The sequence below is a fragment of the Neisseria sp. Ec49-e6-T10 genome, assembly GCF_051132615.1.
Lineage (GTDB): Bacteria > Pseudomonadota > Gammaproteobacteria > Burkholderiales > Neisseriaceae.
Genome location: NZ_CP152375.1, coordinates 242,519 through 257,259, shown reverse-complemented (window position 1 = coordinate 257,259; position 14,741 = coordinate 242,519). Strand labels below are relative to the sequence as shown.

At 39.9% G+C, this 14,741-nt stretch carries 16 protein-coding genes; all 16 read left to right on the top strand.

Annotated elements, in window-relative coordinates; translation table 11 throughout:
• The first annotated feature begins 166 nt into the window (after positions 1-166).
• The 16 genes from eutS to AADH04_RS01090 all read left to right on the top strand — a co-directional run bounded on the left by eutS (position 167) and on the right by AADH04_RS01090 (position 14,740).
• Entirely contained in the window at positions 167-502 is a 336-nt protein-coding gene (gene eutS, locus AADH04_RS01165) for an ethanolamine utilization microcompartment protein EutS (RefSeq protein WP_434778428.1), read from the top strand.
• A 4-nt stretch (positions 503-506) separates the two neighbouring features.
• Positions 507-950: a EutP/PduV family microcompartment system protein gene (locus AADH04_RS01160; protein ID WP_434778427.1), complete on the top strand. Its 444-nt coding sequence runs from the start codon at positions 507-509 to the stop codon at positions 948-950.
• Positions 951-990: 40 nt separating this feature from the next.
• Complete coding sequence (gene eutQ, locus AADH04_RS01155; protein ID WP_434778426.1) at positions 991-1,749, top strand: ethanolamine utilization acetate kinase EutQ; 759 nt, start codon at positions 991-993, stop codon at positions 1,747-1,749.
• 23 nt (positions 1,750-1,772) lie between these two features.
• Positions 1,773-2,624, top strand: coding sequence for an ethanolamine utilization cob(I)yrinic acid a,c-diamide adenosyltransferase EutT (eutT, locus tag AADH04_RS01150; RefSeq protein ID WP_434778425.1), 852 nt, complete (start codon positions 1,773-1,775; stop codon positions 2,622-2,624).
• Entirely contained in the window at positions 2,621-3,604 is a 984-nt protein-coding gene (gene pta / locus AADH04_RS01145) for a phosphate acetyltransferase (protein ID WP_434778424.1), read from the top strand. The genes eutT and pta overlap by 4 nt, the downstream gene beginning before the upstream one ends.
• Before the next feature lie 62 nt (positions 3,605-3,666).
• A complete protein-coding gene (gene eutM, locus AADH04_RS01140; protein ID WP_434778423.1) occupies positions 3,667-3,960 on the top strand; it encodes an ethanolamine utilization microcompartment protein EutM in 294 nt (97 codons plus the stop codon).
• A gap of 99 nt (positions 3,961-4,059) precedes the next feature.
• On the top strand, positions 4,060-4,347 hold the full coding sequence (gene eutN, locus AADH04_RS01135) for an ethanolamine utilization microcompartment protein EutN (protein ID WP_434778422.1): 288 nt from the start codon (positions 4,060-4,062) through the stop codon (positions 4,345-4,347).
• 58 nt (positions 4,348-4,405) lie between these two features.
• On the top strand, positions 4,406-5,827 hold the full coding sequence (locus AADH04_RS01130; protein WP_434778421.1) for an aldehyde dehydrogenase family protein: 1,422 nt from the start codon (positions 4,406-4,408) through the stop codon (positions 5,825-5,827).
• A gap of 37 nt (positions 5,828-5,864) precedes the next feature.
• On the top strand, positions 5,865-6,689 hold the full coding sequence (gene eutJ / locus AADH04_RS01125) for an ethanolamine utilization protein EutJ (RefSeq protein WP_434778420.1): 825 nt from the start codon (positions 5,865-5,867) through the stop codon (positions 6,687-6,689).
• Positions 6,690-6,745: 56 nt separating this feature from the next.
• Positions 6,746-7,948: an iron-containing alcohol dehydrogenase family protein gene (locus AADH04_RS01120; protein ID WP_434778419.1), complete on the top strand. Its 1,203-nt coding sequence runs from the start codon at positions 6,746-6,748 to the stop codon at positions 7,946-7,948.
• Positions 7,949-7,997: 49 nt separating this feature from the next.
• Positions 7,998-9,254 (top strand): ethanolamine utilization protein EutH, encoded by a 1,257-nt coding sequence (locus tag AADH04_RS01115; protein WP_434778418.1) that lies wholly within the window; start codon positions 7,998-8,000, stop codon positions 9,252-9,254.
• A 16-nt stretch (positions 9,255-9,270) separates the two neighbouring features.
• A complete protein-coding gene (locus AADH04_RS01110; protein ID WP_434778417.1) occupies positions 9,271-10,701 on the top strand; it encodes an ethanolamine ammonia-lyase reactivating factor EutA in 1,431 nt (476 codons plus the stop codon).
• Between the two features lie 18 nt (positions 10,702-10,719).
• Positions 10,720-12,081: an ethanolamine ammonia-lyase subunit EutB gene (locus AADH04_RS01105; protein WP_434778416.1), complete on the top strand. Its 1,362-nt coding sequence runs from the start codon at positions 10,720-10,722 to the stop codon at positions 12,079-12,081.
• An 18-nt stretch (positions 12,082-12,099) separates the two neighbouring features.
• A complete protein-coding gene (gene eutC, locus AADH04_RS01100) occupies positions 12,100-12,996 on the top strand; it encodes an ethanolamine ammonia-lyase subunit EutC (RefSeq protein WP_434778415.1) in 897 nt (298 codons plus the stop codon).
• A gap of 17 nt (positions 12,997-13,013) precedes the next feature.
• Complete coding sequence (eutL, locus tag AADH04_RS01095; RefSeq protein ID WP_434778414.1) at positions 13,014-13,670, top strand: ethanolamine utilization microcompartment protein EutL; 657 nt, start codon at positions 13,014-13,016, stop codon at positions 13,668-13,670.
• 14 nt (positions 13,671-13,684) lie between these two features.
• Positions 13,685-14,740, top strand: coding sequence for a BMC domain-containing protein (locus tag AADH04_RS01090; protein WP_434778413.1), 1,056 nt, complete (start codon positions 13,685-13,687; stop codon positions 14,738-14,740).
• The last annotated feature ends 1 nt before the right edge of the window (position 14,741 follow it).

Genomic DNA, 14,741 nt, shown 5'->3' with positions numbered 1-14,741 from the left:
CACAATCTGTAAAGTAGAGTATATTTGCAATTATATGGGAAGGTAACGGGAAATTTTTTTCCAATTTTTGTTAACCCATATACGGGGTTTTACACTAACCTATATAAATATAGTGGCTATCAGTATAAGATAGTATTTGAAACTCTTAAGTTAAGAGGGTTGTAAAATGGATAAAGAACGGATCATTCAGGAATTCGTTCCAGGTAAACAAGTTACCTTGGCACATCTGATTGCTCATCCAACTGATGATTTAGGCAAAAAAATAGGTGTGCCTGGAGCAGAAGCAATTGGTATTCTTACTTTGACTCCGGGAGAAACCGCGATGATTGCTGCAGATGTGGCCACTAAAGCAGCTGATGTTCAAATAGGCTTTCTTGATCGTTTTACTGGGGCTGTTGTCCTTTATGGTTCAGTAGGAGCGGTAGAAGAATCTCTTACTCAAGTTGTCAGTACGCTAGAGCGTTTGTTAAATTATTCGCCCTGTGCCATTACTCGGACATAATAAAATGAATAGTAAACCTTCTTTTATGTTAATAGGCCCTATTGAAGCAGGTAAATCTACCTTGTTTAAAGCCCTATTGGATAGAGAGGGTGATGTAAGAAAAACTCAGGCAGTTGAGTACGGTGGAGAGGTTGGTGTGGACACACCAGGTGAGTATTTTAGCCATCCTCGTCTTTATCATGCTTTAATCAATACAGCCAGTGATATAGATACAATTGTTTATGTGCACCCGTGCAATGAATTACAGTGTAGGTTGCCACCAGGATTATTAGATATATATGGAGATAAAAATCTGGTCACAGTAATTACCAAGACAGATTTAGAAAATGTAGATCCAGATCAGATTGAAGAAATGTTGCGTAGCAATGGGGTAAAAGGGAAAATTTTCCGAGTATCAAACACAGACCCTAGTAGTATTGATGAATTACGTAATTATTTACTTAAATGAGCAGTATTGAAAGAATGAAAATTTAAGGAGCCTTGGAATTATGAAACGTCTTATTACAGCAGAATCTGTCCGTCAGGCAGCTCAGGAAGGTAAAAAACAAATTGAAGCAGTGATTCCTGAATGTATTGTGACACCAGAAGCACGTATGGTTGCAGAAGAGCTAGGTGTTGAGTTGACAGAAGTTTTATCTAATGTTGCCGTGTGTGGTAATGCTAAGCCAAGTGCTCCTGCTGCACAGGTGAAAGTGGTGTCTTCTGGTGCTTGTCAAACACAAAGTAATGTGGCTGTCGATGACGATGTTGCAAAAATTCGTGCCGCGGTTATTGCCCAACTGCCTCCTAATTCGGTGCCAAGTGATGTTATTGATCAATTGGTTCGTAAATTAATGGGAGAGAAAAATTTAGGTACAGTATCTGATAACACAGACAATAACCCTATTCATGTGACCAAACAACGCATCAAACGCGTTAAAGGTAATAGTGTACAAATGGGCTTGTTTGAAGAAGCAGGCAAAGAAAACCAAATTGGTTTGGCTGACGTGATTACTGCTGCAGATGGTAGTTCCATGGCAGCAGGTTTTATGAGTTGGAAAAATTGCTTTTTCCCTTGGACCTTAAATTATGATGAAGTAGATATTGTTTTAGAAGGTGAATTGCACATTGTTTGTGGTGGTGAAACCAGTATTGCTAAAGCTGGAGATGTGATTTTTATTCCTAAAAATTCAAGTATTCAGTTTGGTACCCCAAGTTCAGTACGCTTTTTCTTTGTGACTTATCCTGCTAACTATTTAGAACAATAAGTTTAAAGGATCGTATTATGGGTATGGGACCTTACATTACTGAAAACTGGTTAAGAGAGCGTTTTAGCTTGGGGCATGGTACAGAATTGCATTTGCCTTTAGATTCGCGTTTAACGCCAGCTGCACAGGGTTTATTGGATGATAGAAAAATCATCATTAAATATGTTGATGAGGAAGGTAGAACCTTCTTAAAAAATGAAAATGCAGAAAATCAGTTGGTTGCAGCAAAAGATAAAGAAACCGTTGCATTAAAGCAGGTTAATCCATTGACCAGTACTGATGAGTGGGAGTTAGGTAGTTGTTTGCTTTGTCATCAATCGGTACAAAAGAAACCAGAAACATTAACCCATATTGATTTTCATAATCTGGTTTCAAAAAATGACCCTCGCTTAAAGTTTAGAGGTAAACTGGATAGTGTTATTGCTCAGGCAGTGTTGGTGCAAACGGAGCTTGATAGCAAACATGGGTTTTCTGCGCAACTTATGCATTATTTGTCAGATGTGCGTTCAGCATTAGGTAATGTATTAAAAGCAGAAGCAACAGGGGAAGAGATGTTATCCATTTCATTGGGTGACTTAACAGATGAAATGATTCATAAATTATCTCATAACCCGTTAAAATATCTTGGACATGATCATTTGATGCCTGATGTGGCTCAAGGTGTTCAGGTAGCTAGGTTGAATGTGTTACGTGCGCAGATTCGTGAAGCCGAGTTGTATGCGGCAGATATATACATTACTCGTGATTATAAAGTAACACGCCCTGATATTATGCAAGCACTTAATCGTTTAAGCAGTGCTGTCTATGTTTTGATGATTTTGACTTATTTGGCGACACAGGGGAAAACAATTAATTTGGAGAATATACGAACATGAATATTGTAGAAGAAGCTGCCATTTGGGCAAAAGCTCACCCAGGACGTGTTATTTTTCCTGATAGTTTAGACAAACGTTCTGTTTGTGCTGCAATTGAATTAGTAGAAAAAGGGTATGGTTCACCGATCTTATTAGCTAATCCATTTGCTATGAGAGATTTTTGCCAACAACATGGTCTAAAACTAGATGGTGTTTCGGTTATTGATCCAGAACACTCATCTTGGCTAGAAAGCTTTATCGATAGACGTGTCTCTGATAAACCTACCATGTCTCGCGAAGAAGCGAAAAAAGAGTTGCTTGATCCATTATATTTTAGTGCCATGATGTTAAAAATGGGTGAAGCTGACTATTGTATTGGTGGTAATGTTTCTTCTACTGCTTCTGTATTAAGAGCAGCATTAAGAATCATTGGTTTATCGGAAGGTAATAAAACGGTTTCCTCTATTTTCTTTATGGTGCCACCAAACGAAGGGAAAATTTTAGGGTTTGCTGATTGTGCCGTTATTCCAGAACCAACGCCAGAACAATTAGCTGATATTGCTCTAGCTTCTGCAGCAAGTTATCAGAATTTAACAGGCAATCAACCTAAAGTGGCGATGTTGTCGTTTTCAAGTAAAGGCAGTGCCAAACATCCAGCAGCAGAAGCTGTTCAAGCAGCGACGGAGCTGGTTAAATCAAGAGCGCCTTCTTTGTTGGTAGATGGTGAGTTACAGTTTGATGCAGCATTTGTACCAAGTGTTGCAGCACAAAAAGTACCCAATAGCCCTGTGGCGGGAGATGCGAATGTATTTGTCTTCCCGAACTTAGCAGCGGGTAATATTGGTTACAAAATTGCACAACGATTAGGCGGTTATGCAGCGTTAGGACCAATGATACAAGGTTTAAGAGCGCCTATGCACGACTTATCTCGCGGTTGTAGTGCAGAGGATATGGTAGAGACAGCTTTGTTGGCCATGAAAATGAGTCCAATAAAAAGTTGATATTTTTTTGTAGTATTGTGACCCGAGCGACTCGGGGGTTTTTAACTAAGTGGAGAAAAACAATGGAAGCATTGGGCATGATTGAAACTAAAGGCTTGGTAGCATTGATTGAAGCGTCTGACGCAATGGTTAAGGCTGCACGAGTAAAATTAGTTGGTGTGAAACAAATTGGTGGCGGTTTAGTAACTGCGATGGTTCGTGGTGACGTAGCTGCTTGTAAAGCTGCAACTGATGCAGGTGCTGCTGCAGCTCAACGTGTTGGTGGTGAGGTTATTTCTGTACATGTTATTCCTCGTCCACATGCAGATTTGGAAGAGTTGTTTCCAATTAAAATGTCTGGCAACATTGGTGACTAATAATCGCCCACTTCAGCGCTGAGAATTTTATCAGCGCTGAAAAATTTGTGTTGCTAGAGTTTAAATGATGTATGACCCATTTTTTCATAGAGAGCAAGTATGGAACTCGCAGTTGTTATTGGTCAGGTGGTGTCTACTGTCAAACATGCAGGTTTAGAGCATGATAAGTTGTTGGTGGTAGATTTAATTAACTCTGATGGTAAACCAAAAGGTGATGTCCATGTTGCCTCAGACAGCATTGGTGCTGGTAATGGCGAGTGGGTATTAGTCGTACAGGGAAGCTCTGCTCGTAGAGCAGCTGCTAATAATGAAGTTCCTATTGATATGACTATCATTGGCATTGTTGATGAAGTGGTTATCAAGGATAAAGTGGCTTACCACAAGTAAATAAATAACAAATGGTTGGCTATGTATGAGTAATGGCCTGCCCTTTAAGGAGTGGATTGTGGACATTAATACACAGAATATAGAGCAAATTGTTCGTGCAGTATTGACTTCCATGAACAATGCGCCAGATACACAAGTACCTAGCGCTGGTGCACAAGTTGCACCTGGTGTGTTTGAAGAGTTGGATGATGCTGTTGCAGCAGCGTTTCAAGCACAAAAAGCATTACATACTGTCGCAATGCGTAATTGTGTTGTTCAGGCGATTCGTGATGCTGGTGAAAAACACGCAAGAGAGCTTGCTGAGTTGGCTGTCCAAGAAACAGGCATGGGGCGAGTTGATGATAAAATTGCTAAAAACGTTGCTCAGGCACGATTTACTCCCGGAACAGAATGTTTGTCTCCAGAGGCATTATCTGGTGACAACGGTTTGACTTTAATTGAAAATGCAGCATGGGGTGTGATTGCGTCAGTAACACCTTCTACAAATCCTGCGGCAACAATTATTAACAATGCGATCAGTATGGTTGCCGCTGGTAATACTGTTGTGTTTGCCCCTCATCCTGCGGCAAAAAAAGTTTCTCAACGTGCCATTTCGTTGATTAATGAGTCAATTGTTGCTGCTGGCGGTCCTGCGAATGTATTGACTACAGTATTTAAGCCAAATATCGAAACAGCACAACGCCTGTTCCGTTACCCAGGTATTAAATTATTGGTGGTAACAGGTGGTGAGGCAGTTGTGGATTCTGCACGTGAACATACTGATAAGCGCTTGATTGCTGCTGGTGCAGGTAATCCTCCTACAGTTGTGGATGAAACTGCTGATATTCCACGTGCTGCACGTGATATCGTTTATGGTGCTTCATTTGACAATAATATTATTTGTGCAGATGAAAAAGAAATCATTGTTGTTTCTTCAGTTTGCGATCAGTTAAAAGCAGAAATGAAGAAAAATAAAGCTGTTGAATTAACTGCTGAACAAGCCAAACAGTTAGAGTCAATTTTATTAACAAAAATTGATGCTAATGGTAAAGGGTCTGTGAGCCGTGATTGGGTTGGGCGTGATGCAGCTAAGATTGCTGCGGCGATTGGTCTAAATGTACCTGAAGACACACGTTTGTTGTTTGTGGAAACACCCGCAAATCATCCATTTGCAGTAACAGAATTGATGATGCCTGTTCTTCCAGTTATTCGTGCTGATAATGTGGATCATGCAATTGAATTGGCCATTAAATTAGAGGGCGGTTGTTTGCATACAGCTTCTATGCATTCAAGAAACCTTGAAAACTTGAATAAAATGGCAAATTTAATTAATACCACGATTTTTGTGAAAAACGGCCCTTGTATTGCAGGTTTAGGTTTTGGTGGTGAAGGTTGGACAACCATGACTATTTCTACACCAACAGGTGAAGGTGTAAGTTCTGCACGTACTTTTGTTCGTTTACGTCGTTGTGTCGCAGTAGATGCATTACGTATTGTGTAATTTTTGATGTATTAGATAGAAAGGCACGGCAACATATATGGCTACATCCAATCCAGTACCTGAATGGCTCACCAAAAGTTTAAGTACTTCTGCCCGTATTGTAAATACTGATACACCTGTTAAGGTAAAAGGTAAATTAAGCTTGGGTATAGATTTAGGTACCAGCGATGTAGTCAGTATGGTTTTAGATGAAAATAATAAACCTGTTGCCGTTTGTCTTGAATGGGCAGATGTTGTACGAGATGGTGTTGTATTAAACTTTCATGGGGCAATGAGTATTGTTCGTAAACAATTAGCTCAATTGGAAGCAAAATTAGGGGTTCAATTTACTGAGGCAAATACATCTTTCCCTCCAGGAACAGACCCTAGAATTTCGGTTAATGTATTAGAGGCTGCTGGATTAGAGGTTTCAGCTGTCATTGATGAGCCCTCTGCAGTTGCAAATTTACTGGCATTGGATAATGCTGCTGTGGTTGATATTGGTGGCGGTACAACAGGTATTGCTGTGCTGAGTAAAGGGAAAGTTATTTACTCAGGAGATGAACCAACTGGCGGAAGACATGTTACATTAACTATTGCAGGTAGTCAGGATTTATCATTAGAAGATGCGGAAGCACTAAAGCTTTCTAAAGGCAAAGAGGTGTGGCCGATTGTCAGACCTGTATTTCAAAAAATGGCCGATATTGTTCGTGAGCATATCAAAGGTCATAAAGTAAAATCACTTTATCTTTCAGGAGGTTCTTGTGCCTTGCCAGGTGTACGAGAATTATTTGAACAGGAATTTCCAGAACACATAGTTGTTTTACCGGATAATCCTATTTTCCTAACACCATTTGCTATTGCTGCATATAGAAAAAAATAGAATCACTTTTGAAATTTTAGACACTAAACGACTACCTGATAAATTGGAAATTTATTATGTTAAAAGAACAGGATGTTGGACAAGTTGTTTATCGAGCATTAGATTTGATGAATGCTCGTGCTGTAAAAGAATTTAGTTTACCCTCAGATACTTATATGGGCGCGGGTGCTGTTGCCTGTATGGGGGAAGCGCTTGCTGCTAGAGGTATTTCGCGTGTATTTATCGTAATTGATGAAATTGTCGATAAGTTGGCTTTGGCGGAAGCGATGTTCCGCTCTTTAGCAACATATAATATCGGTTATGTGATCTATACACAGCCGCCAGGAGAGCCAGAAAGCATTGTTGTTGAGGATGCTGCACGTAAATTTACCAGTTCCAATTGTAACGGCATGATTGCTATTGGTGGTGGTTCCGCTTTAGATTCTGCAAAAGCTATTGCCATGTTGGCCGCGAATACCCATTTAGATGTGGCAGGACTATTAAATGCAAAAAATATTACCCATAAACGTGCGCCATTAATAGCTGTACCAACAACGGCTGGTACAGGATCAGAAGCAACTAATGTGACTGTGATTACTGATTCAGTTTCTCTGCAAAAAAGAGTGATTGCGCATGCAGATTTGATTCCTGATTTGGCCATTATTGATGCTTGTTTGATGTTGCAGTTGCCATCAGAATTTACCGCTGCAACAGGAGTGGATGCCCTTACTCATGCTATTGAGGCTTATGTTGCAAAAAAAGCGACACCGCTTACTCGCGCTTTAGCCTATCAAGCATTACGTATGATTGGTGAGTCCTTAACGATTGCAACAGGTCAAGGTGATAATATTGAAGCAAGAGAATCTATGGCTTTAGCATCTTATATGGCTGGTGTGGCTTTTTCTAATGCTGGTTTAGGCTTAACTCATGCTATGGCTCATCAAATTGGTGCCAATTATAAAATTCCTCATGGTGTGGCAAATGCAATTATGTTGCCTTCAATCATGGATTTTAATGAATTAGTGTGTAAAAGGGATTTTTCTGATATCGGTCTGTCCTTAACTGGTGAAATAATGTCGTCCAAAGAAGTTATTCAGTTTATACAAGGATTAATTATTGATTTAGGGCTACCAAGAAATCTTGCAGTTGCAGGTGGTAAGGAAGAAGACTTTGAAACAATGGCAAAAGAGGCAATGAAAGATTATTGTTTGCCAACAAATCCAAGAAGTGTTTCTCAGTCGCAAATCGTACAGGTTTACCGACATGCCTTTAATCGTTAAAAAGCAAATAAAGTTTTTTCTTTTATAGTAGTACATAGGGAGACTCAAAATGAGTATTGATGAGGTAATTGTCTGGGTTATGATGATCTTTATGGCAGTCGCTGCATTTGATCGCGTATTGGATCAATTCGGTGGTGCTGAAGCTGTTCTTGGGAAAGTAGGGCTAGGTGTTATTGGTCGTTCTTTTGAAGGTGCAGGAAAGCAGTTTGAAGAAGGTTTTATGGCGATGGGTGCTTTGGGTTTGGCAATGGTTGGGATGATGGCTTTTGCTCCAGTCTTGGCATCTTTGCTTCAAGGAATCTTAGCGCCTATTTATAATGCACTTGGTGCGAATCCTGCCATGTTTGCTGGTACTGTTCTTGCTATTGATATGGGTGGTTATCCATTAGCGGGCAAACTTTCAAATGGTGATATGGCTGCAACAATGTACTCTGGTATTTTGCTTGCATCTATGATGGGTGCAACCATTGTGTTTTCTATTCCAGTTGGTTTGGGTATCATCAGGAAACAAGATCAACGGTTTATGGCAACAGGTATTTTAGCTGGGATGGTTGCTATTCCTCTTGGTTGTATTTTGGGTGGCTTAACCGCAATGGCTTTAGGTGTGACAATAGATGGTCAGCCTGTTGATTTTAGTATCAGTATGTTGTTGAAAAACATGATTCCCGTATTCTTGTTTGCAATTCTAATTGTGGTTGGATTAAAAATTGCACAAGAAGGCATGATTAAAGGTTTCCAAGTATTTGCTAAATGTTTGGTGGCTTTAATTACTCTTGCATTAGCTTCATCAGTAATCGAAGCGTTAACTGGTACAGTGATTATTCCTGGAATGGATCCAATTTTTTCACACGGTAAAGGTGAGTTTACCAGCGCTATTGAAACTATTGGTTCTATTGCCTGTGTTTTATTAGGCGCTTATCCAATGGTGTTTTTATTGACACGTTGGTTCGAAAAACCATTAATGGTGTTTGGTCGTTTGTTGAAAATGAACGAGTCTTCTGTCGCTGGTATGATTGCAACTTTAGCCAATAATATTCCAATGTTTGGCATGATGAGTAAAATGGATGACCGTGGTAAAGTGTTGAATGTTGCATTCTCTGTGTGTGCCGCATTTGCTTTAGGTGATCACTTAGGTTTTGTTGCTGGCGTTGATGGTGGTGCAGCTTCTGCAATGATTACCCCTATGATTGTTGGTAAAATTGGTGGTGGGATTATAGCAATTTTTATTGCCATGTTCTTTGCACCAAAAGCAACTGCAGGTGCTGCTAACGAAGTTACAGCAACTGAAGAAACAGCTGCAGAGTAAAAAGGGGTAACCTAAAATGATTAAGCGATTGATTCATAGTGTTGGTATCGATATAGGTACAACTACAACTCAAGTGATCTTTTCAGAGCTAGAGTTGGTTAACCGTGCACCTGCATCTCAAGTGCCACAGTATGAGTTTTCTCGAAGAGACATCGCTTATGTTAGCCCTGTTATTTTTACCCCAATTGATTCAGAAGGACGAGTCAATCAGGAAGAATTAGGGGCGTTTATTCGTGGTCAATACCAGACGGCAGGACTAGATATCCAAAAAGTTGAATCAGGCGCAATCATTATTACTGGTGAAACTTCTAAAGCCAAAAATGCACGTGACACTATTATGGATTTGGCACGTGTATTAGGTGATTTTGTTGTTGCAACGGCTGGCCCTCATTTGGAATCTATTATTGCTGGTCAAGGCTCTGGGGCTGCTGAGTATTCCAAAGCCAATGCTAGTCGGGTATTGAATATTGATATTGGTGGTGGCACTGCCAATTATGTTGTATTTGAAAATGGTCGCGTAATTGATACAGCTTGTCTTAATGTAGGTGGACATTTAGTAGAAACTTACGAAGATGGTAGAATTAAAGTGATCCGAGAGCCAGCACGTATTATGTGTCGTGCTTGTTTTGGTTCGCAATTTGATCCTATGAGCATGAATCCGGATCAATTAATTACTTTAATGGATTACATGGCCAAATTGGTAATGGAAGTAACTGTTGGAGAACCTTCTGCTGTTGCACAAGAGTTATTGATGACAGATTGCTTAAAAACACATCAATATCAGCAAATTTTTATTTCTGGTGGGGTTGGGGAATGTTACTACTCACCAGAAACCGTATCTAACCCTTTCATGTTTAAAGATACAGGGCCTTTATTGGCTAGGGCACTACATGGGTGTTCTGAGCTAACGGCCTTAACAACAAAAAAACCTAATCAGACTGTTCGGGCAACCGTTATTGGCGCTGGTGCTTATACGCTATCACTTTCTGGTAGCACAATTTGGTTGAATGCTGAACATTTACCTATTCGAAATGTACCTGTTCTTCAATCAGGTTTGTCATGGGATGATTTAGGTAGTAGTGAGAAGCTGGTTGAAGCATGGGCTCTTTCTGCAACACGTATGGATTTGGATCCAACAACAGATTTATACGCTTTGGCTTTACCAGATGACATGAAAGTGATTTATAAAAATGTACTTGAAGTAACCGAAGCTTTGAAGTCATTCAATAGCAAGTATGTTAATCAAAAATATCCTTTGCTTGTGATGGCTAAGCAAGATTTAGGAAAGGTGCTGGGCATGGAGCTACAACCTTTTCTTAATGGGCGAGAGCTCGCAGTGATTGATGAAGTTGAAACCAGAGAAGGCGATTACGTCGATATTGGGAAACCATTGTTTAGTGGCGATGTTGTACCACTGACTGTTAAATCGTTAGCATTTCCATCTTAATTTAGGCAGGGAGGTAATATGAAACTGTCAACCCGTCTGTTCGGGCAAACCTATCAATTTAGAGACGTTAAAGATGTTTTAGCCAAAGCCAGCGATGGCCGTTCTGGAGATGTATTAGCTGGTGTAGCAGCATCTTCTGCGCAAGAACGTGTTGCGGCTAAATATGTTTTGTCTGAATTTTTATTGTCTGATTTACGTATGAATCCAGTTGTACCTTATGAAGAAGACTGTGTGACACGTATTATTCAAGATTCTGTTAATGAAACAGCTTATGAACATATTCGTAACTGGACAGTAAGTGAGTTACGTGAGTTTATTTTGTCTGATGAACGTACCAATGATGATATTGAGTTTGTTCGTAAAGGCTTGACTTCAGAAATGGTGGCAGCTGTTGCGAAGATTTGTTCTAACTCCGACTTGATTTATGGTGCAAAAAGAATGCCTGTGTCTAAAAAAGCCAATACAACTATTGGTTTGCCAGGACGTTTTGCTGCACGTTTACAGCCAAATGATACACGTGATGATATCGATAGTATCGTTGCGCAAATTTATGAAGGTTTAGCTTATGGTTCAGGAGATGCTGTGATTGGTATCAATCCTGTAACTGATAATGTTGAAAACACCAAAAGAATGTTGTTTGCCATTCAGGAAATTATTGATAAGTTCAATATTCCAACACAGCCTTGTGTATTGGCTCATATTTCTACTCAAATTGAAGCCATTCGTCAAGGTGCACCAGGCGGCCTGATTTTCCAAAGTATTTGTGGTAGTGAAAAAGGTCTGAAAGAGTTTGGTGTATCAATTGAATTATTGGATGAAGCGTTAGAAGTAGGTCGAACCTATAATAAGATTGCTGGTGAGCAATTTATGTATTTTGAAACTGGACAAGGTTCTGCTTTGTCTGCTGATGCTAACTTTGGCGCAGACCAAATGACCTTAGAGGCGCGTAACTATGGTTTGGCTCGTCGTTATGATCCATTTATTGTCAATACAGTAGTAGGCTTTATTGGTCCTGAGTATTTATATAACTCTCGTCAAATCATGCGTGCTGGCTTAGAAGATCACTTTATGGGTAAATTAAGTGGTATTTCTATGGGGGTAGACACATGTTATACCAATCATGCTGATGCTGATCAAAGTTCAAGTGAGAATTTAATGGTATTGTTAGCTGCAGCAGGATGTAACTATATTATTGGTATGCCCATGGGCGACGACATTATGTTGAACTATCAAACATCGGCTCATCATGATACAGCAACTATCCGTCAGTTAATGGGACTACGTCCACTCCCAGAATTTGAAGCTTGGTTAGAAAAAATGGGCTTATGGGAAAATGGTCGCTTGACTTCTATCGCTGGTGATCCTTCTGTATTCTTTTAATTTTGGGAGCTTATAAAAATGGACCAAAGACAAATTGAAGATATTGTCCGTGCAGTAATGGGACAAATCGGTAATCCAGCAGCTGCCTCAGTTAGTAATACTGCAGGTGCTACTGGACAAAAAACAGCTCAAACAAGTGTGGTAGAAGAGGGTTGTTTGCCCGACTTGGGTGGCGAAGAGTTTCAACAAAAATGGATTGGTGTACAACATCCTAAAAATAGAGAAGTGCTTGAAGAGTTGCGTAGAACAACAGGGGCTCGTGTGTGCTGTGGCCGTACTGGTCCTCGTCCTCGTACTACTTCTTTATTGCGCTTTTTAGCAGATCATTCTCGCTCTAAAGATACTGTATTAAAAGAAATTCCTCATGAATGGGTACAAAAATCAGGATTGTTGGAAGTTCAAACAGAAGTAACCAACAAAGACATGTATTTAACCCGCCCTGATTTAGGACGTCGTTTATCTGCAGAAGCGATTAGTGCAATCAATAGCCAATGCAAAAAGAATGTCCAAGTTCAGGTTGTTGTATCAGATGGTTTATCTACAGATGCTGTTACTGCTAACTATGATGAGATTTTCCCTCCTTTAATGAAAGGCTTGGAAAATGCTGGTTTGACAGTAGGTACGCCTATTTTTGTGCGCTATGGCCGTGTTAAAGTAGAAGATCAAATTGGTGAAATGCTTAAAGCAGAAGTAGTGATCTTGCTTGTTGGTGAGCGCCCAGGATTAGGTCAATCTGAAAGTTTATCTTGTTACGCAGTTTATAGCCCTACTGTTGCAAATACTGTAGAAGCTGATCGTACCTGTATTTCTAATATTCATAAATCTGGTACGCCACCTGTAGAAGCTGCTGCTGTGATTGTTGATTTAGCAAAAACCATGTTAGCTAAAAAAGCTTCTGGTATTGCACTTAAATAAGAAAGAGGTGAATACAAATGGCAACACTAGATCTTATTAAACCCAGTGTATGTGCGGTGCGTTTAATCGCTTCTTTACATCCTGATATGAAAAAGCAATTAAAATTACCTAAGGGAATGAATAGCTTAGGTTTGTTAACTGCAGATTCTGATGATGTGACTTACATTGCTGCTGATGAAGCAACCAAACAAGCACAAGTTGAAGTGGTATATGGTCGCTCACTTTATGCTGGTGCTGCACATGGTCCTTCTCCTACTGCTGGTGAAGTGATTATTATGCTTGCAGGTCCTAATCCTGCAGAGGTTCGTTCTGGTTTAGACGCAATGATATCAACCATTGAAGATGGTCCTGCTTTCCGCTGGGCTAATGATAGGGAAGATACTGCTTTTTTAGCTTATGTTGTGTCTCGAACAGGTAGCTATTTATCTAAGTTAGCAGGTATTAAAGAAGGTGACCCATTGGCATATATGATTGCACCTCCATTAGAGGCTGCACTCGGTGTTGATGCGGCAATTAAAGCAGCTGAAGTTGAATTGGCTACTTTCATTGAAGCGCCTTCAGAAACCAACTACAGTGGTGCATTTTTAACAGGTTCACAAGCTGCTTGTCGATCTGCATGTGATGCGTTTACTGAAGCTGTTTTGGATGTGGCACGCTGTCCTATTAAACCTTAAAACTGGAGAGACAGATGAAAGTAATCGACTCCCTTGGCTTTATTGAAGTACTTGGTTTTGTTGCTGGTATTGAAGCAGCAGATGCCATGCTTAAAAGTGCCAGTGTTCGCTTGATACGTCAACATGAGGTTCATCCAGGTTTGGTTACTTTAGTTATTGAAGGTGACCTCGCAGCTTGCCGTGCAGCCGTAAATGCTGGTTCTGCTGCAGCCTCCCGTGTTGGTGTTGTTTTGGGAAGCCATGTTATTGGTCGTCCAGATGGTGATACAGAGTCGATGATTTTAAATCTGATTCCACAGTCTTTAGCCGATTATAAAGGCAAAGGCTCATTAAATAATGATGCATCATCAATAAAAGATGATGCATCAAATAATGAGCCTCAAAAAGTAGTATCTGTAGCTGAACAAAAAAAGACACAAGCTACGCCCAAAATAAACGTGGGCAGTAGCCCAAAAGTAGTGACCAGTGTTGCCGTACCTGTCAAAAAAGATACATCAATTAAACAAACGGCACCATTAAAACAAGCAACAACAAAATCTGAAGGCAAAGTGGTTGAAACTAAAAAGGCAGAACTTATTACTAAGCCTATAACGAAATCTGTTGAGGCAAAAACACCTATACAAAAAATACCAACAGATCAAAAATCTGTTGAGCAAAAAACTGAAGAAGCCAAGTCACAAATTGTGGCAGATAATGAGAAAAAAATAGTTTCTACTGTTGCCCAAGTAAAAACAGCTTCATCAATAGAACCAAACAAACCAACTTCCCAAAACGATAAAAAAGCACCTTCCATTGCCTTAAAAAACCAATTGGAACAAGCAGCTGCTATTGTTAAACAAAAAAGTGACACTACTGGTAAAAAAACAGTGGAAACAGTAGCTCCAGTTCGTTCAGAGTTAGATCAGGCCATTGAGTATATTCTTTTGGCACAAAGAGGATATACTTGGAGTGAGATCAGTAAACATTTTCCAAAACATTCTAAACAATTGCAACAGAAATTGGATCGTGCTGTAGTATCCGGAAAAATAATTAAAGTTGGTGCACGTTATTGTAAACCCAACAAGGAGTAAA

Excerpts from the sequence above, each read along its gene's own strand:
- pta (WP_434778424.1), top strand. The coding sequence starts at position 2,621 with ATGAATATTGTAGAAGAAGCTGCCATTTGGGCAAAAGCTCACCCAGGA.
- eutC (WP_434778415.1), top strand. The coding sequence starts at position 12,100 with ATGGACCAAAGACAAATTGAAGATATTGTCCGTGCAGTAATGGGACAA.
- AADH04_RS01115 (WP_434778418.1), top strand. The coding sequence starts at position 7,998 with ATGAGTATTGATGAGGTAATTGTCTGGGTTATGATGATCTTTATGGCA.
- eutS (WP_434778428.1), top strand. The coding sequence starts at position 167 with ATGGATAAAGAACGGATCATTCAGGAATTCGTTCCAGGTAAACAAGTT.
- eutJ (WP_434778420.1), top strand. The coding sequence starts at position 5,865 with ATGGCTACATCCAATCCAGTACCTGAATGGCTCACCAAAAGTTTAAGT.
- AADH04_RS01090 (WP_434778413.1), top strand. The coding sequence starts at position 13,685 with ATGAAAGTAATCGACTCCCTTGGCTTTATTGAAGTACTTGGTTTTGTT.
- AADH04_RS01160 (WP_434778427.1), top strand. The coding sequence starts at position 507 with ATGAATAGTAAACCTTCTTTTATGTTAATAGGCCCTATTGAAGCAGGT.
- AADH04_RS01120 (WP_434778419.1), top strand. The coding sequence starts at position 6,746 with ATGTTAAAAGAACAGGATGTTGGACAAGTTGTTTATCGAGCATTAGAT.
- AADH04_RS01110 (WP_434778417.1), top strand. The coding sequence starts at position 9,271 with ATGATTAAGCGATTGATTCATAGTGTTGGTATCGATATAGGTACAACT.
- eutL (WP_434778414.1), top strand. The coding sequence starts at position 13,014 with ATGGCAACACTAGATCTTATTAAACCCAGTGTATGTGCGGTGCGTTTA.
- eutN (WP_434778422.1), top strand. The coding sequence starts at position 4,060 with ATGGAACTCGCAGTTGTTATTGGTCAGGTGGTGTCTACTGTCAAACAT.
- eutT (WP_434778425.1), top strand. The coding sequence starts at position 1,773 with ATGGGACCTTACATTACTGAAAACTGGTTAAGAGAGCGTTTTAGCTTG.
- eutM (WP_434778423.1), top strand. The coding sequence starts at position 3,667 with ATGGAAGCATTGGGCATGATTGAAACTAAAGGCTTGGTAGCATTGATT.
- eutQ (WP_434778426.1), top strand. The coding sequence starts at position 991 with ATGAAACGTCTTATTACAGCAGAATCTGTCCGTCAGGCAGCTCAGGAA.
- AADH04_RS01105 (WP_434778416.1), top strand. The coding sequence starts at position 10,720 with ATGAAACTGTCAACCCGTCTGTTCGGGCAAACCTATCAATTTAGAGAC.